Here is a 25553-nt window from a genome sequence, read left to right as displayed (position 1 = left end):
CCTCGGGGTTCCTCATGGAGTCGGAGTCGGAGTCGGTGAGCTTGACGGTGACGGCGACGGAAGCGGCTCAGCCGGTCTCGGGGGCGTTGCCGGTCTGCCGCGCGTGGGCGTTGCCGTTCAGGTAGCCGCTGCCCACGGACTCGATCATGTCCTGACGGAATTCGCTGCTCACCTGGCCGCGGTGCTCGAACAGGAATCGTTCCATCGGCGACTCGGCGCTGTAGCGGCCGGCCGTGTACATGGCCTTGTTGTCCTTGTGGATGTCGTCCTCGGTCTTGTCCTTGTGGTCGTCGACCGACTTGTCCGACCAGTCGCCGATGACCTGACCGGCGAGCTGCTCCATGACCCCCGAACCGGTGTCGACGGCGAGCGGGACGAGGACGGCGGCCGCGCCGACCGCAGCGGTGGCGGGCAGGAAGGCGACGCCTGCCGCGATGCCCACCGTGGCGCCGAGCTCCACCCAGCCGGCCTTGGCCGCCGCCGCCTTCTCGTACTCCTCGTGCTTCTTCATGCCCTCGGCCTCGACCTGGGCTCCGCGCGACTCGTCGAGCAGTCCCTGAAGGGTGGCGCCCGTGTAGGCGACGCCCCGTGCGTGACCCTCGTCGATCTTGCCGTCCGGGCCGACCTGCGCCTCGAGCACGCTCGTGGCGTAGAGGCGCTCGGCGGTGGAGACGGTGGCGTAGGCGTCGGGGTGCTGGCCGAGGGTGCTGAGGAAGTCGACCGCGGCCCCCCGCCCGAACTCGGGGTGGGCTCCCCTGTCCTTCGTCGGCAGGAAGGCGCTGTCCGGGGTGTTCTTGTCCAGCGCCCAGTTGAGGTCGTCGATGTAACCGGCGCCCATGTTGCCGAGGCTGTCCGCGAGCGGGGACTGCCACTTCTTGACCAGCTCGGCGTCGCCGCCGTACTTCGTGACGACGTCCTGCATGATCTGGGCCGTGGTCTCGTCGCGGTTCAGCGTCGGCGTCGTGTCGTCCCAGGCGTGGCCGAGCGTCGCGGACTCCAGGGCGTGGCCGAGGGCGTCGGGCATGTAGTCGGCGGACTTCTTGGCGGCGTCGGGGTCGTGCCCGTCGATGTCGGGGAAGAAGTCGTACTTCTCGTTGCCGAAGAAGTCGAGGTAGTTCTCGATCTTGTTGCCGTCCTTGTCCTTCCCCAGGTTCAGCTCGCCGCCGAGGCTGCCGTCCTTGTTGTACGACGTGAGCGGGTCCTTCGAGAAGAACTCCTTCGCCGCCTCCGGGCTGTGCCCCAGCGACTCCAGCATCGAGACCATCGGGTCGAAGCCGGCGCCGTTGACGCCCGAGGGGTTGTACTGGTTCTGCAGCCCGCCGCTGATCATCGGCTTGCTGTTGGCGAAGAGGTACGGGTCCTTCGCGTGGAGCTGGGTGACGTGCTCGGCGATCGGGACGAGGAACTTGGGGTCGTAGTTGCCGTAGCGCATGATGCCGCCGAGCAACTGGTAGCCGAAGGCCGGGTTGTTGTCGTACTTGATCAGCGGGATGCGCTCGGTGCCGAGCTTGCGCATGTCCGTGGACCACTTGTCGGTCCACGCGTCGCCGCCCTGCGTCGCCGTCGCCAGGTTCATGCCCAGGTTCTTCTGGAGTTCCTGGACGTCGGCGAGGCGCTCCTTGTCGACCTTCGAGTAGTCGTACGTGTCCGTGGAGAGCTGGCCGAAGAACTCCAGCGCGCCCTTCGGGCCCATGCCGTCGTAGAAGTTCCGTGAGAACTCCTTCGAGCCGCTGTTGTCCTTGAGCAGCTCGTTGAGGCGCATCAGCTCCTCGTGGGAGATGTCCCGGCCCTTCTTGGCCAGGTCGACGGCGCGCTGCGCCTCCTCGGCGTCGAGGCTGCCGTACTTCGGGGCGCTGAAGTTGTGCTTCTCGCCGGTGATGTTGGCCTTGAGCGCGTTGGAGCAGGAGACGTCGGCGTCGTCGCAGGTCTCGACGATCGCGTCGATCCGCTGCTGCATCGCCCGGATGTCGGCGTTCTCCTTGCGGACCAGCTCCTGGAAGTCGGGGTCGTGCCGCATCCCCTGGTCCTTGGTCTGGGACAGCGGCTCGACGGCCTCGACCTTGCCGCTGGAGTTGACCCGGAAGCCCTGGGCGGGGGCCTCGGTCTCCACGATCTTCTTGAGGTCGTCCTTCGCCTTCTTGAAGGCGTTGTAGCCGTCCTCAAGGACCTTGTGGATGCCGTCGGCGGCCTTGGCCGCGTCGTCGAACTCCTTCGCGGTCTTGTCCACGAACGGCTTCGTGACCTCGGCGTTCACGCCGCGCCAGTAGTCGTCCTTGGCCTTCGCGGCCATCGTCGTCCGGGCGTCGTCGGCGAGCTTGTCCAGCTTGCCCTTCATCGCGGACCAGTCGTCGGCCGCGGACTTCATCTTGTCGAGCGGCGCCTGGTACACGTTGTCAAAGGTCAGCACAGCAGGTCCCCCGCCTACTTGAAGTACTCGTTGATCTTGGAGGCCGCGAGGGCCGCCTGGATGTCCGCCTCTTCCTTGGCGTGCGAGGCCGCGCTGTAGTCGAGGTGGTTGGAGATGTTGGCGCAGGCGTCGAGCAGCGTGTTCAGCTGCGAGCTCCACGTCTCCTGCACGGTCGACATCGCGGACCCGGTGGCGAAGCCGTGGCTGGACATGCCCGTCGCCGCGTCCGTGGTGTTCGTCCGCGCGTGGTTGCCGTCCTTGGCCAGCCGGCCGTGCAGCGCGTAGGCGGCGCTGCCGATGGCTCCGAGCTTGTCCTGGTCGACGCTGAGGTCGGCGTTCCCGCCGCCGCCACCGCCGGGTTCGGGGGCAAGCTGGTTGAGTCTCATGCTCACGTTGGCCGTGGACGCGGACCGTACCGACGCCCACTCCTGTTCGAACGACATGCTCTCCCCCGTGACGGTGATCGTTCCGGCTTCGCCTCAGCAAGTTCCGTGCCCACGGAAACGTGGTGATCGTAGTCCCTCGGGTGCCTCTTCGAGCATTGCCCACCGGGAATCGTCGGCGGCCGCGAGGTCTTTACGGTGTCCGCAGGCCCACTTCACCTTCGCAACCGGGACACCCCGGACTTCCCGGACCACACCGCGCCCCGTACGCGCCTGCGTTCGCATTCCCGCACACCTCCCGCGCACGGCCCGCCGCCCCCGTCTCGGTAGGCTCGACCCGCCCCCGTCACCACGGGGTGCACGGACGACGGGGGGCACGAGCGGTGGAACAGTCGCGCACACAGCAGGAATCCGCGCGGCGGATCGGCCCGTTCCGGCTGATCACCCGTCTCGATCCGCCCCGTTCCGCGCTGCCCTGCCGCCGGTTCGTGGCCCGCTCCGAGAACGGGGAGGACACCGTGCTGCTCAGCGCCCCGCTGCCCGGCACCGATCCCGCCCGGTTCGCCGCGGAGGCCGAGGCCGCCCGCTTCCTCCTCGGCCCCTGGATCGCCCCGGTGACCGGTGTGGCGGGCCCCGGCGAGGCCCCCTGGTCCGCGAGCCCGTACGTTCCGGCGCTCCCGCTCCCCGTGGCCCTCGCCGTCCACGGCGGCCCGCTGCCCGAGCCCACCGTGCGGGCCGTCGGGGCCGCGCTCGCCGAGGCGCTCGCCGTCGCGCACGGCCAGGGCCTCACGCACGCCGGGGTCTCCCCCGCCGCCGTCCTGCTCACCGCCGACGGACCCCGGCTGACCTGCTTCGGCGCGGTACGGGCCGCCTCGGCCGACGGTGAGCCGCGCACCGGCCTGCCGGGGCTCGACCCGGGGGCGCTGGCCCCGGAGCAGGCCTCGGGAGGCCGCCCGCGTCCGCCGGGTGACGTCTTCGCGCTCGGCGCCGTCCTCGCGTACGCCGCCACCGGGCACACCGTGCCCGAGCGGGACGAACTCCCGTCCGCCCTGCGCCCGGTGATCGCCTCCTGTCTGTCCCGCGATCCGGCCGACCGGCCCACGGCCGCCGCCCTCGTGGCGGCGCTCGCCCCGACGACCGCCCACGAGACGGTGCTGAACTCGGCCGGCTCCCTGCTCGCCCCGGGCTGGCTGCCGGGCCGGGTGGTCGCCGCGCTGGCCCGCCAGTCCTCCGAGCTCCTCGCCGCCGAACTCCCCGAGCCGGCCCGGGCCTGAGGGCCCCCGGCCCGGCGGCCCGCCGCACACCCGACCACCTTCCTTCCCCCACCCTCTCCCTCCCGGATCTGACGGACCACATCCATGCTGTCGCCCCTGACCCACGACGACCCGGCCGCCGTCGCCACGTACCGACTCCTCGCCCGCCTCGGCTCCGGCGGCATGGGCACGGTCTATCTGGCACGCACCCCCGGCGGCCGTACCGTCGCGCTCAAGACCGTGCACGCGCGGCTCGCCACCGACCCCGCCTTCCGGGCCCGTTTCCGGCTGGAGACGGACGCGGCGCGGATCATCGGCGCCCGCCACGGCGCGGCCGTCGTCGACGCCGACCCGCTGGCCGAGACGCCGTGGCTGGCCACCGAGTACGTCCTCGGGCCGCCGCTCGACGACGCCGTCGCGCTCGGCGGCCCGCTCCCCGAGCCGACCGTCCGCGCCCTGGGCGCGGCGCTCGCCGGGGCCCTCGCCCAGCTGCACTCCTCGGACGTGGTCCACCGCGACCTGAAGCCCTCGAACGTCCTCGTCACCGCGTACGGCCCGAAGATCATCGACTTCGGCATCGCCCGCGCGGCCGGCGACGAGCACCTCACGCGGACGGGAGCGGCGGCCGGCACACCCGCGTTCATGTCTCCGGAGCAGGCCAGCGGCCAGGAACACCCGCCCGCGGGCGATGTGTTCGCGCTCGCCGGTGTCCTCGTCTTCGCCGCCACCGGCCACGGCCCCTTCGGTACGGGCTCCGCAGCCGACCTCCTCTACCGCGTCCGCTACGCCGACCCCGACCTCACCGGCGTACCGGAGGCGCTGCTGCCGCTCCTGACGGCCTGCCTCTCCAAGGACCCGGCGGCCCGCCCCACGACCGGCGTCCTGATCGACCGGCTCCACGACGGCCACGGCGAGTTCGCCGACCACCTCCCCCCGCTCCTCCTCACCGACATCGCCCGCCGCGCGACCGACGTCTGGCTGCACGCCCCCCACCGCCTGCCGCCCCCGGCGGACTCCGCACGGGCGGAGACCACCCCCGACGCCCCGCTCTCCCGCCGCCGCCTCCTCTCCACGGGCGGCGCGGCCCTGCTGGGGGTGGCGGGGGCGGGGGGCGGACTGTGGGCGTGGCTGGGTTCCCGGGACGACGAGGGCGGTACGGGGATCACGACGGGCGCCGCGACCCCGACGGGCCCCACGGCCATCCCCGCGACGACGGCCTCCGACGGCGCACCCGCGGCTCTGTGGCGGGGCAATGTGCTCGACCGCGAGGAGAAGGCCACCCCGCTGCTCGCCGGTGGCGTCGTCGGGTTCGCCGAGACGGTCTCCTTCCGGGCCGTGGACCCGAAGGACAACACCGAACTCTGGACGGACAACCGGGTCTCGGAGGCGCTGCACGTCACCACCGACGGCACGTCCTTCTACGCCGCGGACGGCCCCGTGGACGGTCCGGGCGAGCTCCACATCCGTACGCTCGCCCCCCTCACCGGCAAGGAGACGGCCCGGAAGATCGTCCTCAAGGGCTTCGACGGCGCCGGCCGGAACATGGAACTGTTCACCGCCGCCGACGGCGTCCTCTACGCGACGGCCCGCCGCGGCTCCTTCGACGACTCGGTGGACAAGAACGACGTCGACTGGCACATGTTCGCCGTCGACCTGCGCACGGGCAAGCTGGTGTGGCGCTTCGCGTACGACTGGGACGGCGTGCGCCCCTGGCTCTCCAGGATCGTGGGCGACCGGCTGATCCTCGGCAAGAACAGCGGCGACCTGAAGTCCTTCCTCGTCCAGGCGAGGAGCCTGCGCACCGGCCGGCAGCTGTGGCAGCGACGGCTGCCCCTGGAGGACTCGTCGTGGTACATCCCCGGCCACCTCACCACCGACGACCGGCACGTCTACCTGGGCGGTGACCGGCTGCGGGCCCTGCGCCTGAGCGACGGCAGGATCGCGTGGGAGTTCGGCTCGGGCACCCGGAGCACCGAGTACGGCGTGCCGGTGCTCGCCGACGGCCTCGTCCACGCGAACAAGAACGGCGTGGGGATCGTGGCCGTCAGCGCGGACAAGGGCCTCAAGCGCTGGGAGGAGATCTACTCGGGCCGCAGCGTGACGCCGGCCCTTTTCGAGAAGCCCGTGGTCGGCGAGAAGTACGTGTACGCACCGGTCAGGGGCGGCCTGAGCGCGGTCGACCGCACGACCCACGTCTCGGACTGGGTGTTCCCGACGGATGCCACACGGTTCGTCGTCGACAGGGAACGGACCCGTGTGATCGGGGCCGGGGAAACGTCCGTCATGGCCATCCCCTACGTCTGACGGCCCTCTCGTCTCTCCTCTCCTCCTCATCCGACTCCACCAGAAGGCATTTCCGTGACCACGCAGCCCCTCGCCACCGGCGACCCGCTCCGGCTCGGCCCGTACCGCCTGCTCGGCGTCCTCGGTGAGGGCGGCATGGGCAAGGTGTACGTCGGCAGGGACGCCGCCGGAATCCCGGCCGCCGTCAAGGTCCTCCGCCCCGAGCTCGCCCACGACCAGCACCTCGCCCAGCGCTTCGTCCGCGAGGCCGACATGGCGCGGGCCGTCACCAGCGGCGGCGTCGCCCGGGTCCTCGCGGCGCAGACCGAGGGCGGGCGGCCGTGGATCGCCGCCGAGTTCCTCGCGGGACCGACGCTCGACGAGGCCGTCCGCGCGTACGGGCCGATGGACGTGCCGACGGTCCGCGCCGTCGCCGCCCAGCTCGCCCGCACCCTGCACGACATCCACGCGGCCGGCCTGGTCCACCGCGACCTCAAGCCCGCGAACATCGTCCTCACCTCCACCGGTCCCCGGATCATCGACTTCGGCATCGCGCGCCCCGAACACGGCCTCACCCTCACGACGACGGGCCAGATCCCGGTCACTCCGGGGTACGGAGCTCCCGAGCAGGTCCTCGGACAGCGGGTCGGACCGGCCTCGGACGTCTTCTCGCTCGGCGCGGTGCTGGCGTACGCGGCGAGCGGCCGGCGGACCTTCGACGGCGCGCACGTGCCGGCCGTCCAGTACGAGGTCGTGCACGGCACCCCGGACCTGAGCCTGGTCCCGCCGGAGCTCCAGGAGCTGATCGGGCCGTGCCTGGCGAAGGACCCGGCGTACCGCCCGCTGCCCCCGCAGGTCGCGGAGGCCTTCGCCCCGCCGAAGGGCGCCGACCGTGCCTGGCGCAAGGGTCCGCTCGCCGATGACATCAAGCGACGTGAGACCGCGACCAAGCGCCTGACCGCGCCCGCGGACACCGCCGTACCCTCCTCCTCGCCGTCCCGGCGGCGTTTCCTCACCGGCGCGGCCGTGGGCGTGGCGGTCCTGGGCGCCGGTGGCGGAGCGGGTGCGTGGTGGCTGAACCGGGGCGAGAAGACCCCGTCGTTCGACGTGCCGCCCGCCGCGGCGACCCCGGAGGCGGCGTTCGTCTCGACCATCGACGTCCAGGAGGAGCAGGCCCCCGGTCCCCTGTGGGGGCCGCTCGACGTGACGGCGGCGGAGGGCGAACTCCCCTTGCCCGTACGGGATGTGGTGATCGTGCAGGCGAAGACGGGCGGGCTGCTCGCGCTCGCCGTCAAGGACGGGAAGGAGCGGTGGAGGGCCAAGGACATCGACGCCGACGCCGGCTTCGTCTCCGTCGCCGACCGGCTCGTCGTCGGCGTGGACAAGCAGGGCGGCCTGCGCTCGTTCGTCGCCTCCACCGGCGCGCCCGTCTGGCAGACGGGCAGCGACGTCGACGACGTCCTCGCCGCTGACGACACCCATGTCTACCTCGTGACCAAGGACAACGAACTCCGCGCCGTCAACGCCTGGACCCTCGCGACCACCTGGGCCCGCCCGATGACGTCACCCCGCTCGCCCAACGGCCCCGCGAAGGCCGCCGTGGGCAGGAAGCGGCTCGTGATCCACGGCCGGGACGGCCATTGCGCCGCGCTCTACACCGAGACGGGCAAGACCGACTGGGAGATCAAAGACCAGGGCACCGCCGGTCAGGCCCCGGCGCTCGGCGACAACAACATCGCCTACTTCGGCGGCTCCGCGCTGACGGCCCGCCGGCTCGACCGCGGCGACTTCATGTGGACGGAAGCGGCGAAGAGCGACGCCTCCCCGCACGGCTGGGGCACCCCCACGGCGAGCGGCGACCTCGTCTTCGCGTCCAACGCCTACAACGCCTACCGCTACAGCACGATGGCGGACGTCCACTTCCCGGTCTCGGACTGGTACGAGGTCCTGGACGACACGGGCCCCGGCACCGTCAACCCCCCTGCGGTGGAAGGCGCGACGGTCTGGGTCCACGCCCCCGACAACAGCTACGTCCAGGTCCTCCACAAGACCACGCACAAGCGCCTCTTCCAGGCCAGGTTGCAGCGCACGGGCACCTACCAGCTGGCGAGCGGCGGCAATCGCGTCTTCATCGCCCGGGGCGGCCGCATCGCGGCGATGCCGGTGTTCGAGATGTAGCCCGACCCCGCACCGGCATCGCCACGCTCAGGACGGCGTCTCGGCGGGCACGCCGTCGACGAGCCCCGTATCGGCACAGCCCAGCTTGTCGGCGACGTGCCGGGCGGCGGCGTTGGCGAGGGTGATCTGCTCCGCCCGGATCCCCGGGTGATCGGCCTCGTTCTCGTCGGCCCGCTCCAACTCGGCATCGATGACGATGTCATGGGCAGGCGCCTTCATCCGGCAGGTGAAGTAGATCGAGGCGTGGAGATCGGAGGACGTGGCCCTTCGGCCGGTCGAGTAGGCCGTCACCCTTCCCTCGGCCCCGTCGTTCCCGGGAACGGCGAGGGCCTCGCGGAAGAAGAGGGTCAGAACGTTCTTCTCGTCCGCGGCCACTTCCAGCTCGCAGAAGGGGACGCGCTCCATCCGCGGCTTGCCGGCCTGCGGCGTCCGCGCGGCCTTCCGCAGCTCGTCGAGAACCCTGTCCGGCTCGGACTGCTCACTGGTCAGCGGTACGCCCTTGCCCGCGACGGCCTCGAGCGCCGCGGCGACCGCGGGCTCCCCGGCGAAGCCACCGCAGACCTCCGAGGCCTGCCGGCCCGTGGCCACCGCGCCGTCGCCGCCGGCGGAACAGCCCGTCGCCACGACGGAGAGCAGCGCCACCGCAGCCCAGACACCCCGTGCGCTCTTCGCCGTCATGTGACCTTGCCGTCCTTCTTCTCGTTGTACGGGTCGGGCAGGGAGTCGTCCCTGACGTGCCCCCTGCTGTCCTTCACATACTTGGTCAGCTCTTCCTCAAGGTAGTTGGAATCGCTGTGGCTCCAGCCGGGATCCCGCGCGTAGGCCTGGCCGGGCATCAGCGCGTTGCCCTTGCCCGCGGCCAGAGCCTCGTCCTTGAGGTCGTCCGACTTCTGCTTGAGGAGCTTGTCCTCCGAGTACTTCTCTCCGATGTCATCCGCTTCCATACCGATGAAGGTCGTCACGGCGCCTCCGACGGTCTCCGCGGCCAGCGGGACCAGGACTCCCCCGGCACCACCGGTCAGGGCCACGACACCGCCCGCCGCTGCCGCGCCGACTCCGAACTTGACCCATTCCGTCGTCCTCCCGACGGCCTTCTTGTGCTCGTCGGAATCGATCTCGTACTGCTGGTCGATCTGCCCCATGCGCGCCTGGTCGAAGATCGAGTGGGTCTCCGCGCCGATCCGCAGCGTGGTCTTGGCATCGGTGAGGTCCAGTTCGCGCGCGGGTCCCGATCCCGGCTTGGGGCCCACCTCGTCCATGACGCTCGTCGTGTAGATCGACTGCGCGGCCGACAGCTGTGCGTGACCGACTTCGCTCTGCGCCACCGTGCCCAGGAAGTTGACCGCGTCACCCCTGTTGAACAGCAGGCTGTCCTCGAACTCCTTGCCGAACCGCGGCTCGCCGTTCGCGTGGGGCCTGGCACCGAACGGCGAGTCCGGCATCTCCTCCATCGACGTCTCGTTCTCCTGCTCCAAGGAGCGGTTGAACTCGTCGATGTAGGCGGCCCCCATCTTGCTCAGGCTGTCGTCGATGCCCGGCTGCTGGTGCATGAACTTGGGGTCGCTGCCGTACCGCTCCACGACCTTCTGCATGACCTCCGCGTTCTCCTTGGTCCGCACGTCCTTGAGGCCCTCGGCCTCGGCGTCGTACGGATGGCCGGTGGTCGCGGACTCCAGGGCGTGGCCGAGTGCGTTGTACCCGGGTTCCTTCGACAGGTCGCCCTTGTCGTTCAGCTCGTCGGGCCACTTGCGGTCCTTCGAGAAGTAGTCGAAGGGGTCGAGCTTCTTGTCGTCCTTGCCGTTCTCCGGCGTGAGGTCGATGTCGCCGTTGAAGAAGTCCGTCGACGCCTTCGGGTTGTGCCCGAGCGCCTCCATGAAGCCGATCATCGGGTCCTTGCCGATTCCGCCGCCCTGCCAGTTCAGGTGACTCGGCATGCCGCCCATCTGCTGCCAGGCCCGGTCGGCGGGCAGACGGCCGTCGTGTGTCATCTTCCGCTCGGTGACGACGAGGCCGTTGCCGTAATCCTTCAGGAACTTGTCGTCGTAGTCGCCGACCCGCATCAGGTTGCTCATGACCTGGAAGCCGTACGGGCTGGTGCCGCGCGTCTGGATGGGCTCGCTGCCGGCCTTGATGACGTCGGCCTTCCACTGCTCCATCTCGGGGCTCGTGGAATGGGTCGCGGTGGCAAGCGTCAGACTCCAGTTCGTCTGGAGCTCCTTGAGCTTGTCCCGGTGGTCCACGCCCAGGCGGGAGCCGTCGCTCGGGTCGCCCATGTCCGCCCAGTACTCCATGCTGCCCTTCGGCCCGACCTCCAGAGCGAACTTCTCGGCGAAGTAGGGGTCCTTCTGGTTGGCCTTGAAAAGGGCGTTGAGCCTGTCGATCTCCTCCGGAGTGGCCTCGTCGCCCTTCTTGTACAGCTCGTAGGCGGCGTGCGCGTCCTCGGCGTCCTGCGCCTTGGAGGCGGCCTTGAGGGAGTCGTACTTCGTGCCGGAGAAGTTGTTCTGGTCATTGCCGACGAGCCCGCGCAGAGCGCGGGAAGCGACGTCATCAGCGTCGTCGGCGCGGGCGATCGCAGCCTTGATCGCCGCGTTCATCGCATCGAAGTCGGCCGGCTGCGGCTTGGGACCGTCGTAGTCCTTGGACCGGCTGTCCGGACGGATCAGATGGCTGACGACACCCGCCTGATCGATGCGCATGCCCTTGCCGGGCGCCTCCGCGACCAGCTTCTCCAGCTCGCTCTTCGCGGCCTGGAACTCGGCCTCCGTGTCCCGCAGGATGTTGCGGATGCTGGTCGCCTCGGTCAGGGCGTCGCCGAACTCCTTGGCCGTCTTCCGGACGAACGCCTGCGTCACGCCGGCGTTCTCACCCTTCCAGTCGGCCTTCTCCGCCTTGCCCCGAAGGCCGGTCTCGGCCTTCTCCTTGGCCTTCTCCAGCTTGGTGACCGTCTCGGACCACCCCGTTATCGCCTCCTTGAGGCTCCCGAGGTGGGCATGGAGGACCTGGTCGAACTTCAGCATCTGTTTCCCTCGTCAGCCGCTGGCAGGCTCGTCGGCTCAGTTGAAGTGCTTGTCGATCGTGGACATGGAGAAGTTCGTGACCAGTACTTCTTCATGGTTGGCATGGCTGATGACGGTGTCCTCAAGGTGGTTGTGGATGTGCGCGCAGGCACTGAGGAGCGTCTCGGCCTGGCCGCGCCAGGTGTCCCACATGGTCCACATCGCCGACCCCGTACGGAACCCGTCACCGTCCAGGCTCTTGGCGGCCGTGTCGGTCTGGGCGCCCGCGTGGAAGGCGTCCCGCTCGAACCAGTGGAAGAGCTCCTGGGCCTCGTTGCCGATGGCCTTGAGGTCGGCGGACGTCACCTTGTAGTCGCTGGGGCCGCCGCCACCGCCACCCGGCTCGGCGGGCACACCATTGAGCCTCATCGCCGCGGTCTGGCTGCGGACTTGGCTCCACTCGTCGTCGAACGACATCTGCTTCCCTCTGAGTGAGTTGTGGACATCCAGCGGCAGGGGCGGCACTCGGCCCCGCCGCGAACGCGGTAGGGGCACGGCGACAGCGGCACCGAGCAGCACGGCCGCGCCGATGCCGAGCCCGACCCGGAGACCGGTGCTGCTTTCCTCTTCGGCCGCTCGGAGGCCGACGCGGGCATGGCGGGCCCGCCCGATGGAGCCGGACGGGCCGGATTCGCCGGGGATCGGGCGACGACGGGCCGGAGTCAGCTCCGCCGCGAACGCAGTACGAGCACGGCGACAGCGGCACCGAGCAGCACGGCCGCGCCGATGCCGAGCCCGATCCAGAGACCGGCGCTGCCGCCGTCCTCGTCCGCGGCCAGGGCGGCCGGCGCGGAAGCCGAAGGGGACCCCACGGGCTCGGGGTCGGCGGTCGCGCTGCCGGTGGCCCCGGCCTCGGGAGCCTTGGTCTCCGGCGCCTTCAGGTCGTCGATGGGCCGGACGTCGGCCGGACCCGGGTCACCGGGCGTCTTCAGCGTACGGAGCGGCCGGATGGCACCGTAACCGACGAAGTCACTGCGCTTCTCGCCGCCGGTCGGTGCGGCGACGGTGTTGAGCATGACCTTCAGGACCTGGTTGTTGGTCCACTCGGGGTGCTTCGACCAGAGGAGCGCGGCGGCGGCGGAGGCGAGGGCGGTGGCGTCACTGGTGCCGGTGGACTTGCACATACCGGTGGTGCCGCCGCAGGCATGCACGGTGTCCAGACCGGGGGCGACGATGTCGACCTGATCGCCGTGCTGGGACATGGGGATGCGCTTCATGTCCTTGCCTACGGCACCGACACCGACGACGCCGGGGGTCGCGCCCGGGTACTCCACGTCGTTGCCCTTGTCTGCGGTGTTTCCGACGGCGGCAAAGACCAGGGCTCCCTTGCCGAGGGCGTACTTCACCGCGTCCGTGAGCTGCTGCGAGCCCTCCGTAGCGCCCTGCGAGATGTTGATGACCTTCGCCCCGGAGTCGGCGGCGTAGCGGATCGCTTGCGGCATGACCCTGTTGAACTCTTCGTTGGCCGCTGCCTGACTGGACGTTCCCATGTCCGCCCCGGGTACGCGGACCGGCAGGATCTTTGCACCGGGGGCCAGCCCGAACGCGCCGTTCCCGCCGTCCCTTGCTCCGGTGCCTGCGATAAGGCCGGCCATGCCGGTGCCGTGCCCGGTGTAGTCGGTGTACTCGTCACCGGGCTTGTCCGGAGCGAAGTTCTTACCCTTGAGAACCTGCCCCCGCAGGTCGGGGTTGCCCTTCTCCACGCCACTGTCGAGGACCGCGACGGTCACCCCCTTGCCCGTGCTGAGATCCCAGATCTCCTCGGCGCCCATGGCATCCAAGTGCCACTGCTGGGCCCGGAAGTTCTCCGCGTGGGCGGGGACGGAAGCGATGCCCACCAGCAGCAACCCCAAGGCGGCCGAGGCGGTGACTCGGGCACGGCTCCGACGAATACTGCTGGTACGCATCTGCTTCCTCGCGCTGATCAGTCGATGACGGGCGGCGCCACGCGGCGCCCCTGCTGCCAGGTCTCCTCGTCCTCGACAAGGTAGTCGGGACGCTCTCCGTTCTGCTCCTCGCGTTCGCCGGGCTTCGTGGCGCCTCCGCGCACGAGGCCGGAGCCACCGGGCGTGAAGGGGCGCCCGGCACCACCGGCGGCGCCGGCGCGCTGCGCCTTGCCGCCGACGACCCCGCCGGACTCACCGGCGAGACGGCGTCCGCCGCTGATGCCGTTCTGGCCGCCCGTGCCGCCGCCCATCGGGCCGCCCATGCCGCCACCCATGCCGCGGCCCATGCCTGTGCCGTTGCGTCCGCCCTGCTCGGCGCCGATGACCGTGCTGCGCGGGAGGCCGGTCTGGGAGCGCCCCGCGTTGGGCACCGCCTTGCCGCCGCTGATGCCCTCGCGGGTGCCGCCCAGCGGGCCGGGGCCCGTCGGTAGGCCGCGCGGCCCGGTGTTCATCGGGTTGCGCGTGCCGCCGGTGACGGGGCCGGTGGGAGGCGGCGCCCCCGGGCCGGCCTTGCCGGGGAGCGGGGGCATGCCGGTGGTGGTCACGAACGGGGGCGAGGAGCCGTCCGGCTTGGTGATCGGCGGCGGACCGCCCGGGGTCTGCGTCGTCGGTCCGGTCGTGGTCGGCGGCGTCTTGGTGTCCACGCTGTCGATGCCGAGGTCCACGGGGACCTCGGGACGGACCTCGGGACGGACGACGTGCGTCGGCCCGGTCGGGTCTCCCGGGGGCTGGACGATGTTCGTGTCCGGCGTGGTTCGGGTGTCCTGCTGCGGACGCGTGGTGTTCGTGTTCGTCGTGGTGCCCGTGTCGCTTCCGACGGTGCGGCGGTCGCTCTGCTGGGTGGATCCGATGTTGTTGGACGTACCCCGGTCACCGACGTTCTCGGGAACGAACGCCCCCGGCGGCGGCGGAAACGTAGGCGGCACCTCGTTGTTCATCCGGAGGCTCGACCACTGGTACGTCGACGAGAGGCGGCGCATCTCCGCGGCGGCCGCCTGGCGGTTCGCCTCTTCCTTGGCCGCGATGGCCGCGGCGTCCTCGGAGTCGGCCATGGAGCTCTTGGCCTTGCCCGCGATGGTCTGCGAGTCCGGGTCGTTGTGGTACTTCCGCGCGGCGGCCAGGTTCTCCTTGGCCTGCTCGTGCGAGGTGTACCGGGGCATGGCGCTCTGCGCCGAGGCGATGGCGCTGGAGTTGTCCTCCATCGGCACCGCGCCCTTCTTGCTGTAAGAGGCGAGCGCAGAGGTCGAGTTCGCCACATTGGTGGCCCACTCGACGAAGGCCTTCTCGGCCTCGCCCTCCCAGTCCATGCCCTTCATGCGGACGCGCAGGTCCTCGGCGATCTTCTCCATCTGCGCACCGATGGTCTTCAACCGCTGTGCGGCGTCCCCGACGTAGAAGCTGCTCGCCTCGTCCAGCCACGCCAGCATCTGCTGGTGGGACATGCCGCTGAAGTCGGTGCCTCCGCCGCCTCCGCCGCCCTCTGCAGGCCTCATCTGTCGCCTCTTCCCCGTGTCCCTGAAATTCCGTCAGCGGCTGCCTACTTGAAGGAGCCGCCGCCTTCGGTGCCCTCGCTGCCCTCGCTGGCAGGTGCGCCCTTGCCGGCCTCGATCTCCGCCTGGCGCTTCGCGTCCTTCGTCCGCTGGTGGATCTCGATCATCCGGCGCTTGACGTCGTCGTCCATCTCCTCGATGCCGTTCTTGGAGGCGACGATCGCGATGCCGAGGCCCTCCAGGCAGTCGCTGAGGAGGGTGGAGAGATCCACGAGGCGGCCGAGCACCGCGTCGTACGCCGTGTACACGCCCTGGGCCTCGGCCCAGGCCGCGCCGCCGCCGCCGAACTTGTCCCGCGTCACCGTTTCCGACTTGATCTTGTCGGCGCTCGCCTCGGAGCCGCCGAGCTGTTCGATCAGGCCCTGGACGTCCTTTCGGAACGTCTCCATGGAATCAGCGCTGTACCGCAGGGCCTGCGCCGACATGCCCATGCCCACGATCGCCATACCCGTTCCCCTCCCCCGTGAACCACCTGCTGCGACGTCCGCGTCCACGACGTCTACTACCGAGTCTAGAAGTTCACTGTAGCCAGGAACGACGACAGTGCGCACCTCCGGGTTGCACAAGCAACGGACATCACATGGTTACGAATTGGGCACGGCGACGGCCGCCTGGGGGCGGATCGGGAGGCGGTTGACCGGGCGTCCGGTCGCCGCGCGCACCGCTGAGGCCACTGCGGCGGGTGAGGTGACGACCGGGATCGCGCTCGCGGCCTTGGCGCCGAAGGGGGCGACGACATCGCGTTCCTCGACCAGTTTCACGATGCGAATGTCCGGGGCATCCAGGGATGTCGGGAGTGCGTAGCCCGTGAAGTCGGGGTGCCGGACCAGGCCGCGGGCGGTGCGGAGGTTCTCCGTGAGGGCCGCGCCGACGCCCTGGGTGACGCCCGCCTCGATGCGGGTGGCGAGCTGGGCGGGGTTGAGGACGCGGCCGACGTCCTGGGCGACGGCCATCTCCACGACGCGTACGGCGCCGAGTTCGATGTCCACGTCGACGACCGCGCGGATCGCGCAGAACGCGAGGCCGACGAACGCGTCGCCCTGGCCGGCCTCGTCGAGCGGCTCGGTGGGGTGGGGGCGGCACTGGGCGGTGGCCCAGAGTTCCTTGCCGTCCATCGCCTCGGTGACCGTCGTCGAGAGGACGCCGTCGTACGAGGTGATCTTGCCGTCGGTGATCTGGAGGAGCTCCGTCGACATGCCGAACTGGTGGGCCAGCGGCTGGAGAAGCTGTGTACGGACCATCTTCGCGGCCCGTTCCACCGCCCCGCCCGAGACCCAGGTGTGGCGGCCGTGGGCGGCCGGGCCGGCCGGCGGCTGGTCGGTGTCGACGGGGGCGACGTGGACCTCGTCGATGCCGAGGGTGTCCTGGACGATCTGGCGGGCGAGGGTCGAGAAGCCGGAACCGGTGTCCACGGCGGAGCAGATGACCGTGGCGGTGCCGTCCTGGACGCGGACGGTGGCCGTGGAGACCTCGTCGGTGCCCTCGGCGCCCAGCATGTGCACCATGCCGAGCGCGTAGCCCACGCCCCGCCGGACCGCGCCGGGTTCGCCGGCGCCCTCGGGGCCGCCGGGCAGCAGCCACTCGCCCTCGGGGGTGTCCTTGGGCAGCGGGGGCAGCGGGAAGTCCCGTACGGCGGCGAGGAGTTCGGCCACTGGGGCCGGGCAGGTCACCGTCTGCCCGGTGGGCAGGATGTCGCCGGTCGCCATGACGTTCCGCATGCGCAGCTCGGCCGGGTCGACACCCAGCTTCGCCGCCAGTTTGTCCATCTGCGCCTCGTAGGCGGCACAGACCTGCATCGCGCCCTCGCCCCGCACATGGCCGGACGGCGGGTTGTTCGTACGGACCGCCCAGCCTTCGACGAAGGCGTGCGGGACGACGTACGGGCCGCAGGCGAAGGCCACGGCGGCCGCGAGGGACTCGGACGAGGAGTCGGCGTAGGCGCCCGCGTCGAGCAGGATCTGCGCCTCCACCTTCACCAGGTGTCCTTCCGCGTCCGCGTGGTGGCGGTAGCGCAGCAGGGTGGGGTGGCGGTGGGCGTGGCCGAGGAAGGATTCCTCGCGCGTGGCGGTGAGCTTGACCGGGCAGCCGGTACGCAGTGCGAGGAGGCCCAGCGGGATCTGGAAGCCCGGGTCCTCGCGGTCGCCGGTGGCGCCGGGGACTCCGGTGACGACCAGCTTGACCTGCTCGGGCGGCAGCCCGAAGCAGGCGGCGGCCAGGTCGCGGTCGGTGTGCGGGTCGGTGGAGGCGGTGTAGAGCTCGACGCCGCCGTCGGGCCGGGGTACGGCGAGGCCGGCCTCGGCGCCGATCGGTGCCGGGTCCTGGCGTCCGATCCGGTACAGCCCCTCGACGACGATCTCGCCGGTGGCGTCCGGGTCGCCGAAGCGGAGCGGAATGTGCCGGATCAGGTTCCCGTCGGGGTGCAGCGCCTCGGCCTCGAACGCCTTCTCGGGGTCGGTGACCGGGTCGAGGAGCTCGTACTCGACGCTGATCGCGGCGGCGGCGAGCCGGGCCGTGTCGGGGTGGTCGGCGGCGATGGCGGCGATGGCCTCGCCGTGGTGCCGGACCAGGTCGGCGGCGAAGACCGGCCGGTCGGCGACCCGTCGGCCGTAGGTCGCGGCGCCGGGGACGTCGGCGGCCGTCACCACGGCGCGGACGCCCGGCATGGCGGTCGCGGCGCTGGTGTCGACGGAGACGATGCGGGCGTGCGGGTGCGGGGAGCGCAGGATCGCGGCCCAGAGCAGTCCCTCGGCCCACAGGTCGGAGGCGTAGGGGAAGGTGCCCTCGGTCTTCGCCCTGGACTCGGCCTGCGGGAGCGAGGCGCCGAGGCCGTGCGCGGGCGGCTCCTGGCCCGGGGTCCCGGGGGTGTCCAGGACCGGGGCCGTGGGAACGGCGGTGGTCGCGTCGCTGCTCACGCCATGCCTCCGTCGTGCGGGTGGGGAATCTGGTGCGGGACACGGGGCTCGTCGGCGGCCGCGGACGCGGTGGCCGCGGCGCTCGCCTCGCGCTCGGCGACGACGTCCCGTACGGCGTCGAGCACGCCCCGGTAGCCCGAGCAGCGGCACAGGTTGCCGGCGAGCGCCTGGCGGGCCTCCAGCTCGGTGGGGGCGTGGTTGCCCTCCAGGAGGTCGTGCACGGTCATGCACATGCCGGGGATGCAGAAGCCGCACTGGACGGTGCCGCACTTGGCCATGGCCCGCTGCACGTCGGAGGGCTCCCCGTCGGCCGCGAGGCCCTCGACCGTCCGCACCTCGCTCCCGGCGGCGGTGGCCGCGGGAACCAGGCAGGAGGCGACGAGCCGGCCGTCGACCTGCACGTTGCACGCGCCGCACTCGCCCTGCGAGCAGCCGTCCTTGGCCCCGGCGAGGCCGAGGCGCTCCCGCAGGACGTAGAGCAGCGACTCGCCGATCCAGGACCCGGTGACGGGCCGGTCGGCGCCGTTGACGCGGAGGGTGTACGAGGTGTGGGGGTGCTCGTCGCTGTCGGTGGAGGCGGCGACGCTCGCGCCGAGGGCCGGGTCGAGGCCGGCGTCGGTGGGCTCCTCGGGCGCGAGCGGCTCGCCGTCCGTGCCCGGCTCGCCGGGCGTGCCCCGGTCCGCCTCGTCGGCGGCGGCCTCCGGCTCCTCCTCCGGGCCGGCCGCGGCCGCGTCGGCGGTGTCTGCGGTCTCGTCGGCGGCGACGGCCTCCGTCGCGGCCTCCGGCTCCTCGGCGAGCGCCCACGGCGCCGGGGCGCCGCCGGGCAGGGTCGCCGGGGCCTCGGCGTACGGGGTGACGGGTGCGCCCGTGTACTCCCCCGCGTCGGCCGCCTCAGCCGTGTCCGGTACGGCCGGAATCTCCCACTGTCCTGTGGCGCCGGGGCCGGCGGCGGGCGCCGTCACCTCCGTGAAGCGCCACTCCGCGGTCGCCTGCGGGTCCTGGTCGAAGTGCTCGGCGTGCCCGGGGTGCCCGGGGTGCTCGGCGTGACCGGGCCGCTCGAAGTGCCCGGCCCGGTCGAAGTGCCCGGGCTGCTCGACGTACTCGCCCTGCTCGACGTACTCGTTCTGGTCCGCGTACTCGCTCTGCTGCCGGAACTGCTCGGCCGGCTGGAAGGACCCGCCCCGCTCCGCGTACTCCGCCCCGTCGAAGTACTGCGTCTGCTCCGCCTGCGTCGGCAGGTGGACGTTCCACGAGCCCGTCGCCGCCGGGTCGGTCGCCGCCGTCGGGGTGAGCGGCTGGAGCGGCGTGATCATCGGCGGTACGTAGCCGTGGCCGGGCGCCTCGAGGGGCACTCCGTCCAGCATGAAGTCGGGCGGCAGCTGGACGAACGCGGTCGCGTCCCCGTCGTAGCCCTCGCTCTGCGGGATCGGCTCCCAGCCGCCGGGGCTCCCGCCCTGGTTCCCGTGCTGTTCGTTGCTGCTCACGACAGTGCCCTCCCCAGTGCCCGTCGGGCGAGTGCGGCGACCGTGCGCCGCAGGTGCAGTACAGCCGGGGGCAACACCTCGTCGCCCGCCGGGTCCGGGATGCAGGCGGCGGCGACGTACTCGCCGAACGCCGCGAGCGCCTCCGGGGCGAGCCCCCGGTCGTTGTCCCAGTCCACCAGCGAGGCGATCCAGCGCTCCGCCTCCAGCGGCCGCAGCGGCATGGGCGCGACGGCGCCGACCGCGCAGCGGACACCGCGCCGGGCCGGGTCGAGGACCACGGCGACGGAGGCGGTGGCGCGGGCCGGGCCGGTGCGGCCGGTGGCCTTGAGGAAGACCTGGGGGGCGTGGAGCAGCGGGACGCGGACGAAGGCGACGAGCTCGCCGGGGGCCAGCAGGTCCCGTCCCGCCAGCAGGTGGGAGACGGGGATCTCGCGGCTGCCGAGCGGCCCGAGGACGACCAGGTCGGCCTCGAGGGCGGCGAGGACGGGCAGCGAGTCGCCGGTGGGCGCGGCGGTGACGACGTTGCCGCCGAGGGTGCCCGCGTTGCGGATCTGGGGCGGTCCCGCGGCGCGGGAGGCGGCGGCGAGGGCCGGGATGAGGGCGGCGAAGTCGGGGCGGCCCATCCGGGCGTGGGTGAGGCCGGCGCCGAGGAGGGCGTGGCCGTCCTGGTACTGCCAGCCGCGGATCTCGTTGATGCGGCTCAGGCCGACGAGTCCGGCGGGGCGGAGCTGACCTTTGTTGACGGCGGCCATCAGGTCCGTGCCGCCGGCGACGGGCACGGCGGCCGGCATGGCCGTGAGCGCCGCCACGGCCTCGTCGAGCGAGGCGGGCAGCGTCACGGACTGCGCCGTCTGTGGTGCGTGCGTGGTCAACCCGCTGCCCCTTCCCGGTGTCCCGGTGGTCCCCGACTGTGCCCGGCGGTCGCGCCTGCGTGTGGGCGTACCGTACGTGCTCACAGGCCGGACGTGGCAACTCTGGCACATCTTCCGAGCGGTCCGGCGCGAGGGTCCGCGAAGGACTGTTCCGTCCGGGACGCCCCGACGAGCGACGGTAACTTCCGTTTCGCCGCTCTTGGGTGAAGGGGGACGTCGGGTCTCTCACACGATCGGGGGCTTGCCGTCCAGGGGGCGGCCGAGGATGCCGGGGCGGCGCTGCCGGGGGTGGGGTCCGGCGGGCGGCCGGTAGTCGACGCCGAGGGCGTCGAGGCGCCGGTAGTGGGTGTGCATCCGGCGTTCGAAGGCCGGGTAGTCGCGCGCCTCGGGCGCGGGCAGCGCGGACCAGGCGACCTCGGCGAAGGCGGCGAGGCGGGGGAAGACCTGGTAGTCGACGCGGGACCGGTTCTGCATGACCTCGGTCCAGACGTTGGCCTGGGTTCCCAGGATGTGGGCGGCGGCCTCCGGCGCGAGGCCCGGCGGCACGGGCTCGAAGCGGTAGACGTCCTCCAGGGTGCGGACGTATCCGATGGGCATCGGCTCGTCCTCGCCCGGCGCCTGACGGTGGTCCAGGTACACCTGCTGTTCGGGGCACATGACGACGTCGTGGCCGGCCTCGGCGGCCGCGATCCCGCCTCCGTACCCCCGCCAGGACGACACGGCCGCCCCGTCGGCGAGGCCGCCCTCCAGGATCTCGTCCCAGCCGATGAGCCGCCGTCCGCGGGCGGCGAGCCAGCGGTCGAAGTGGCGGATGAACCAGGACTGGAGCTCGTCCTCGTCGGCGAGCCCGAGCTCCTCGATCCGGGCCTGGGCGGCCGGGGAGGCCTTCCACTGGTCCTTGGGGCACTCGTCGCCGCCGACGTGGACGAAGGTGGACGGGAAGAGGTCGAGGACCTCCTCGAAGACGCCCTCGTAGAAGCGCAGGACCGCTTCGGTGGGGGCGAGGACGTTCGGGTTGACGCCCCAGGTGTCCCAGACGGTGAGGGCTGCGGTGTCGACGACGTCGGTGTTGCCGAGTTCGGGGTACGCGGAGATGGCGGCCTGCGAGTGGCCGGGGAGGTCGATCTCGGGGACGACGGTGATGTGCCGGTCGGCGGCGTAGGCGACGATCTCGCGGATGTCGTCCTGGGTGTAGAACCCGCCGTGCGGGGTGTCGTCCCAGAGGGGCGAGGCCCGGTGGCCCCACTTGCTGCGGGCCCGCCAGGATCCGGTCTCGGTGAGCTTGGGGTGGCGCTTGATCTCGATGCGCCAGCCCTGGTCGTCGGTGAGGTGGAAGTGGAAGACGTTGAGCTTGTGGGCGGCGAGCAGGTCGAGGTAGCGCAGGACGTCCTCCTTGGGCATGAAGTGCCGCGAGACGTCGAGCATGAGACCGCGCCAGCCGAAGCGGGGGGCGTCCTCGATCCTCTGCGCCGGCAGGCCCGCGACCGCCCCCTCGCTCACGGGCGCCGCGCGGAAGGCCTCGGGGCCGAGGAGCTGGCGGAGGGTCTGGGCTCCCCAGAAGACGCCGGCCGGTCCGCCGCCGGTGATCTCGACGACCTCGTCGATCAGGACGTCGAGCCGGTACGCCTCGGGGGCGAAGCCGTCGTCGAGGCGCAGCCTGACGGTGTTGGTGGCCTTCTCGTCGGTCGTCTCGCGCAGGGGCAGCCCGAAGGCGGCGCCGAGCGTGTCCCGCAGCCAGCGTGCGGTGGTCCCGGTGCCGGTGGCGGCGCTGAGCGTCGTCCGCCGGTCCAGGGTGAAGCCGCTGCGGTGCGGCCCCTCCACGCGCGCGGGGGCCGGGATCAGGTCCATGGGGTGGGTCATCGCGTCAGTCCTTCACCGCCCCGCCCAGTCCGGAGACCAGGCGGCGCTGTACGAGTACGAAGAAGACGAGCACCGGGACGGTCATCACCGTCGAGCCGGCCATGATGCCTCCCCAGTCGTTCTCGTCCGGCTTGAAGAAGACGAGCAGGGCCATGGGGAGGGTGGACTGCGAGGTGTCGCTGATGATGAACGACTTCGCGAAGAGGAAGTCGTTCCAGGTGGAGATGAACGAGAAGACGCTGGTCGCGACGAGTCCGGGGAAGACCAGCGGGAAGAGGATCTGCCACAGGAAGCGGGTCCGGCTCGCTCCGTCGACCTGGGCCTGTTCCTCCAGGGCCTCGGGGACCGCCTTGACGAAGCCGCGCAGCATCCAGATCGCGAAGGGCAGCGAGAAGGCGATGTGCGGCAGGATCAGCGAGCCGAGGGTGTTGAGCTGTCCGGCGTCCCGCATGAGGAAGAACAGCGGGATGGTCAGGGCCTCCACCGGCACCATCTGGGCGACCAGGAACATGATGAGGAGCGTCGTCCGGAACTTGAAGCGGAACCGGGTGACGGCCGTCGCCGCCAGGAAGGCGATGAGCGCGGAGGCGAGGACGACCGTGCCCGCCACGATCAGCGAGTTCAGGAAGTAGCGGCCGAACTCCTGCTGCTCGAAGACGCGCCGGAAGGAGTCGAGGGACGGGGAGAGGGTCCACGGCCGGGGGTCGGTGGACTGGATCTCGCCCGCCGGCTTGAAGGCGGAGAGGACCATCCAGTACAGCGGGAAGGCGACGGCGGCCGCGACGAGCAGGGTGACGGCCTCGGCGGCGAGGCGCCCGGGCCGGCGGACACGGAATGCGGTCACAGTTCTTCTCCCTGGCGTCGCAGGAGGCGCAGGTAGACGAGCGTCACGGCCAGCAGGATGAGCAGCATGACGACGCCGATGGCCGAGCCCAGGCTGTACTGGGACGAGGCGAAGGCCTTCTGGTAGGCGTACACGTTGAGGACGAGGTTCTGGCCGGCGATGCCGCCGCCGTTCGTCATCACGTAGATCTGGGTGAAGAGCTTGAAGTCCCAGATGATCGACTGGATGGTGACGACGACCAGGATCGGCCGGAGCATCGGCGCCATGACCGAGCGCCAGATCCGCCACTGCGAGGCACCGTCGAGGGCGGCGGCCTCCAGGACCTCGGACGGGATGGCCTTGATACCGGCGTAGACGGTGACCATCACGAACGGGAAGGAACACCAGACGACTTCGAGGAGGACCAGGGCGAAGGCGCTGTACCTGCCGTAGGTCCAGGAGAAGTCGCCGAGTCCGAGCAGCTTGTTGACGGGGCCGAAGTCGGCGTCGAAGAGGAAGACCCACACCGTGGAGCCGGTGATCGCGGGGGTGGCCCAGGCGCCGAGCGCGGCCACCATCAGGACGAACCGGGGCAGCGCCCGGACCCGGGTGAGGAGTACGGCGAGGGCGCAGCCGACGGCGAGCGTGGTGACGACGCAGGCGGCGGCGAAGAGGACGGTGGCGAGGAGGACCTGCCAGAACTGGGGGTCGGCGAAGAGGGTCGTGTAGTTGCCGAAGCCCTTGAAGGAGGTCGGTTCGCCGCCGCTGACCTGGGCCTGGGTGTACTCCAGGAAGGAGATCAGGCCCAGCTGGTAGACGGGGTAGACGAGGAGTCCGCCGAGGACGACGAGGGCGGGCAGGAGGTAGAGCCAGGGGGTCCAGGGGCGGTGGCCTCTGGGGCCGCCGCGCCGGGCCGGCCGGGGGGCCGGGGGCGCGGTCGTGTCCGGCCGCTTCTCGGTGAGCTGGGTCGTCATGCGTCTCAGCCCGCCGGCGCGAAGGCCGCGTCCATCTTCTTCGCGGCGTCGTCGGCCGCCGCCTTGACGTCCTTACGGCCGCTGACGACCTCCTGGAACATCGTCGGCAGGACGAGGGAGGCGTCGATCTGGCCCCAGCCGGGGGACGCGGGGACGAACTTGGTGCCCGCGCCGAGGGTGTCGATGAAGGGCTTCACGAAGGGCTGCCGCTGTGCCGCCGCGGCCCGGACGTCGGTGTACGTGGGCAGGAAGCCCAGTGCGTCGAAGAGCCGGCCCTGGGTCTCCTTGCCGGTCAGGGACTTGAGGAGGTCGACGGCGAGGGTGCGGTGCGAGGTGCTCTTGAGGACGCCGATGTTGTTGCCGCCGGCGAAGGCCGGGGCGATGGAGCCGGGCGTGAGGCCGGGCAGCGGGACGACGGCGTACTTGCCCTTCACGGTGCCGGCCTCGACGGCGGCGTGGCTGAAGTCGCCGCCGATGGCCATGGCGGCCTTGCCGGAGGCGAAGGCGGTGACGGTCGCGTTGCCGCCCATCTGGGCGCACTTGGCGGCGGGGCAGTTGTCGTCGCCGAAGAGCGAGGTGTAGGTGGTGATGCCCTTGAGGGCGGCCTCGCTGTTGATGGCCGACGTGTACGAGTCGCCGTTCACGGTGGCGAGTTCGCCGCCCGCCGCCCATACGAAGGGCATGGCGCCGTAGGTGTAGGCGCCGCCGACGGCGAGGCCGTAGAGCTCGGGCTTCGCCTTGCGGATCTTCTTCGCGGTGGAGACGAGTTCGGCCTGGCTCTTGGGGGCGGTGAGGCCGAGTTCCTTGAACACGTCGGTGCGGTAGTAGAGGGCGCGGAGGCCGACGAAGAGCGGGGCGCCGTAGATCTTGCCGCCGACGGTGACGGACTGCTTCGCGGTGGGGTCGGTGTCCTTGGCCTCGTCCCAGGCGCCGAACTCGGCGCTGATGTCGGCGAGTCCGCCGTCCTTCACGTATCCGGCGGTGTCGGTGTTGCCGTACTCGATGAGGTCGGGCGCCGACCTGGGGTCGTTGAAGGCGGCCTTGACGCGCTGGGCGCGGGTCTCGACGGGGATGTACTCGACCTCGACCTTCGCGCCCTGGTGCTTCTTCTCGAAGGCGGCGACGGCCTGCTCGACGACCTGTTCCTTGGGCTTGTTGCTCACCTCCTGGAAGAGCCAGACACGAAGGGTGCCGGTCTTCTCGTCCGTCGTGGCCTTGCCGTCGGAGGTCTGGGGCGCGCAGGCCGTGGCGGTCAGGCCGGCCAGCAGGAGTGCGGCGGCCGGGGCGGTGACGCGGGCCGAGACACGGGCAGGAAGCTTCATGACGGATCCCCTCCAGGTGCATGCGTTGCAACATGTGCAATGAACGTTTCGTTCTGCACAACACGCGAGAGGTTAGGCGCGCCTCAGGCGGCCCGACAAGAGGTCTCGACCACCTCAACCACTCCGTGACCGGCGAAAGCACCCTGCGCAACGCCCGCCGGAAGACCCCCACCACGCGAAACGGCCCCCGTCGCGCATGCCGAAGCACACGCGACGGGGGCCGTCGCCGTCATTCCCCCGCGCCAGGACG

The 25553-nt window shown here is 71.4% G+C and carries 18 protein-coding genes; 3 read left to right on the top strand and 15 right to left on the bottom strand.

Annotated elements, in window-relative coordinates; genetic code table 11:
* Positions 1–67: 67 nt before the first annotated feature.
* Both ACH4MY_RS29470 and ACH4MY_RS29465 read right to left on the bottom strand, forming a co-directional pair.
* Entirely contained in the window at positions 68–2407 is a 2340-nt protein-coding gene (locus ACH4MY_RS29470) for a hypothetical protein (protein WP_398006766.1), read from the bottom strand.
* A gap of 14 nt (positions 2408–2421) precedes the next feature.
* Positions 2422–2850 carry a hypothetical protein gene (locus ACH4MY_RS29465; protein WP_398006765.1) on the bottom strand — a complete coding sequence of 143 codons (429 nt, stop codon included), beginning with the start codon at positions 2848–2850 and terminating at the stop codon, positions 2422–2424.
* Positions 2851–3173: 323 nt separating this feature from the next.
* Here ACH4MY_RS29465 and ACH4MY_RS29460 point away from each other — a divergent pair, with 323 nt between their 5' ends.
* The 3 genes from ACH4MY_RS29460 (at position 3174) to ACH4MY_RS29450 (ending at position 8504) form a co-directional block, all read left to right on the top strand.
* On the top strand, positions 3174–4064 hold the full coding sequence (locus ACH4MY_RS29460; RefSeq protein ID WP_398006764.1) for a serine/threonine protein kinase: 891 nt from the start codon (positions 3174–3176) through the stop codon (positions 4062–4064).
* Positions 4065–4148: 84 nt separating this feature from the next.
* Positions 4149–6347, top strand: coding sequence for a protein kinase (locus tag ACH4MY_RS29455; RefSeq protein ID WP_398006763.1), 2199 nt, complete (start codon positions 4149–4151; stop codon positions 6345–6347).
* A gap of 54 nt (positions 6348–6401) precedes the next feature.
* Positions 6402–8504, top strand: coding sequence for a PQQ-binding-like beta-propeller repeat protein (locus ACH4MY_RS29450; RefSeq protein ID WP_398006762.1), 2103 nt, complete (start codon positions 6402–6404; stop codon positions 8502–8504).
* 27 nt (positions 8505–8531) lie between these two features.
* Here the strand turns inward: ACH4MY_RS29450 and ACH4MY_RS29445 are convergent, their stop codons facing one another.
* From ACH4MY_RS29445 to ACH4MY_RS29385, 13 genes are all read right to left on the bottom strand, one after another.
* Complete coding sequence (locus tag ACH4MY_RS29445) at positions 8532–9182, bottom strand: hypothetical protein (protein ID WP_398006761.1); 651 nt, start codon at positions 9180–9182, stop codon at positions 8532–8534.
* On the bottom strand, positions 9179–11521 hold the full coding sequence (locus ACH4MY_RS29440) for a hypothetical protein (RefSeq protein ID WP_398006760.1): 2343 nt from the start codon (positions 11519–11521) through the stop codon (positions 9179–9181). Before ACH4MY_RS29440 ends, ACH4MY_RS29445 begins: the two co-directional genes overlap by 4 nt.
* A gap of 36 nt (positions 11522–11557) precedes the next feature.
* Positions 11558–11977 carry a hypothetical protein gene (locus ACH4MY_RS29435; RefSeq protein ID WP_398006759.1) on the bottom strand — a complete coding sequence of 140 codons (420 nt, stop codon included), beginning with the start codon at positions 11975–11977 and terminating at the stop codon, positions 11558–11560.
* A gap of 245 nt (positions 11978–12222) precedes the next feature.
* Entirely contained in the window at positions 12223–13467 is a 1245-nt protein-coding gene (gene mycP / locus ACH4MY_RS29430; RefSeq protein WP_398006758.1) for a type VII secretion-associated serine protease mycosin, read from the bottom strand.
* Positions 13468–13484: 17 nt separating this feature from the next.
* Complete coding sequence (locus tag ACH4MY_RS29425) at positions 13485–14999, bottom strand: hypothetical protein (RefSeq protein WP_398006757.1); 1515 nt, start codon at positions 14997–14999, stop codon at positions 13485–13487.
* A 44-nt stretch (positions 15000–15043) separates the two neighbouring features.
* Positions 15044–15502, bottom strand: a complete 459-nt coding sequence (locus ACH4MY_RS29420) for a hypothetical protein (RefSeq protein WP_398006756.1) — start codon at positions 15500–15502, stop codon at positions 15044–15046.
* Between the two features lie 138 nt (positions 15503–15640).
* The gene (locus tag ACH4MY_RS29415) at positions 15641–17968 is read right to left on the bottom strand and encodes a xanthine dehydrogenase family protein molybdopterin-binding subunit (RefSeq protein ID WP_398006755.1); all 2328 of its coding nucleotides are present in this window, start codon (positions 17966–17968) and stop codon (positions 15641–15643) included.
* Positions 17965–19452: a (2Fe-2S)-binding protein gene (locus tag ACH4MY_RS29410; protein ID WP_398006754.1), complete on the bottom strand. Its 1488-nt coding sequence runs from the start codon at positions 19450–19452 to the stop codon at positions 17965–17967. Before ACH4MY_RS29410 ends, ACH4MY_RS29415 begins: the two co-directional genes overlap by 4 nt.
* Entirely contained in the window at positions 19449–20324 is an 876-nt protein-coding gene (locus tag ACH4MY_RS29405) for an FAD binding domain-containing protein (RefSeq protein ID WP_398006753.1), read from the bottom strand. Before ACH4MY_RS29405 ends, ACH4MY_RS29410 begins: the two co-directional genes overlap by 4 nt.
* A 225-nt stretch (positions 20325–20549) precedes the next feature.
* On the bottom strand, positions 20550–22184 hold the full coding sequence (locus ACH4MY_RS29400) for a beta-N-acetylhexosaminidase (RefSeq protein ID WP_398006752.1): 1635 nt from the start codon (positions 22182–22184) through the stop codon (positions 20550–20552).
* A gap of 4 nt (positions 22185–22188) precedes the next feature.
* Positions 22189–23028, bottom strand: coding sequence for a carbohydrate ABC transporter permease (locus ACH4MY_RS29395; protein WP_398006751.1), 840 nt, complete (start codon positions 23026–23028; stop codon positions 22189–22191).
* Entirely contained in the window at positions 23025–23981 is a 957-nt protein-coding gene (locus ACH4MY_RS29390; protein ID WP_398006750.1) for a carbohydrate ABC transporter permease, read from the bottom strand. The genes ACH4MY_RS29395 and ACH4MY_RS29390 overlap by 4 nt, the downstream gene beginning before the upstream one ends.
* 5 nt (positions 23982–23986) lie before the next feature.
* Entirely contained in the window at positions 23987–25303 is a 1317-nt protein-coding gene (locus tag ACH4MY_RS29385) for an extracellular solute-binding protein (RefSeq protein ID WP_398006749.1), read from the bottom strand.
* Between the last annotated feature and the right edge of the window lie 250 nt (positions 25304–25553).

Source organism: Streptomyces sp. NPDC017246, assembly GCF_044331325.1.
Taxonomy (GTDB): domain Bacteria; phylum Actinomycetota; class Actinomycetes; order Streptomycetales; family Streptomycetaceae; genus Streptomyces.
The sequence above is the reverse complement of the archived record's forward strand: the minus strand, read 5'-3'. Positions and strand labels throughout refer to the sequence as shown.

Bases quoted from the DNA above. Each gene is read 5' to 3' on its own strand.
- ACH4MY_RS29465 (WP_398006765.1), bottom strand. From the start codon at position 2,850: ATGTCGTTCGAACAGGAGTGGGCGTCGGTACGGTCCGCGTCCACGGCC.
- ACH4MY_RS29455 (WP_398006763.1), top strand. From the start codon at position 4,149: ATGCTGTCGCCCCTGACCCACGACGACCCGGCCGCCGTCGCCACGTAC.
- ACH4MY_RS29445 (WP_398006761.1), bottom strand. From the start codon at position 9,182: ATGACGGCGAAGAGCGCACGGGGTGTCTGGGCTGCGGTGGCGCTGCTC.
- ACH4MY_RS29440 (WP_398006760.1), bottom strand. From the start codon at position 11,521: ATGCTGAAGTTCGACCAGGTCCTCCATGCCCACCTCGGGAGCCTCAAG.
- ACH4MY_RS29435 (WP_398006759.1), bottom strand. From the start codon at position 11,977: ATGTCGTTCGACGACGAGTGGAGCCAAGTCCGCAGCCAGACCGCGGCG.
- mycP (WP_398006758.1), bottom strand. From the start codon at position 13,467: ATGCGTACCAGCAGTATTCGTCGGAGCCGTGCCCGAGTCACCGCCTCG.
- ACH4MY_RS29425 (WP_398006757.1), bottom strand. From the start codon at position 14,999: ATGAGGCCTGCAGAGGGCGGCGGAGGCGGCGGAGGCACCGACTTCAGC.
- ACH4MY_RS29420 (WP_398006756.1), bottom strand. From the start codon at position 15,502: ATGGCGATCGTGGGCATGGGCATGTCGGCGCAGGCCCTGCGGTACAGC.
- ACH4MY_RS29400 (WP_398006752.1), bottom strand. From the start codon at position 22,184: ATGACCCACCCCATGGACCTGATCCCGGCCCCCGCGCGCGTGGAGGGG.
- ACH4MY_RS29390 (WP_398006750.1), bottom strand. From the start codon at position 23,981: ATGACGACCCAGCTCACCGAGAAGCGGCCGGACACGACCGCGCCCCCG.
- ACH4MY_RS29385 (WP_398006749.1), bottom strand. From the start codon at position 25,303: ATGAAGCTTCCTGCCCGTGTCTCGGCCCGCGTCACCGCCCCGGCCGCC.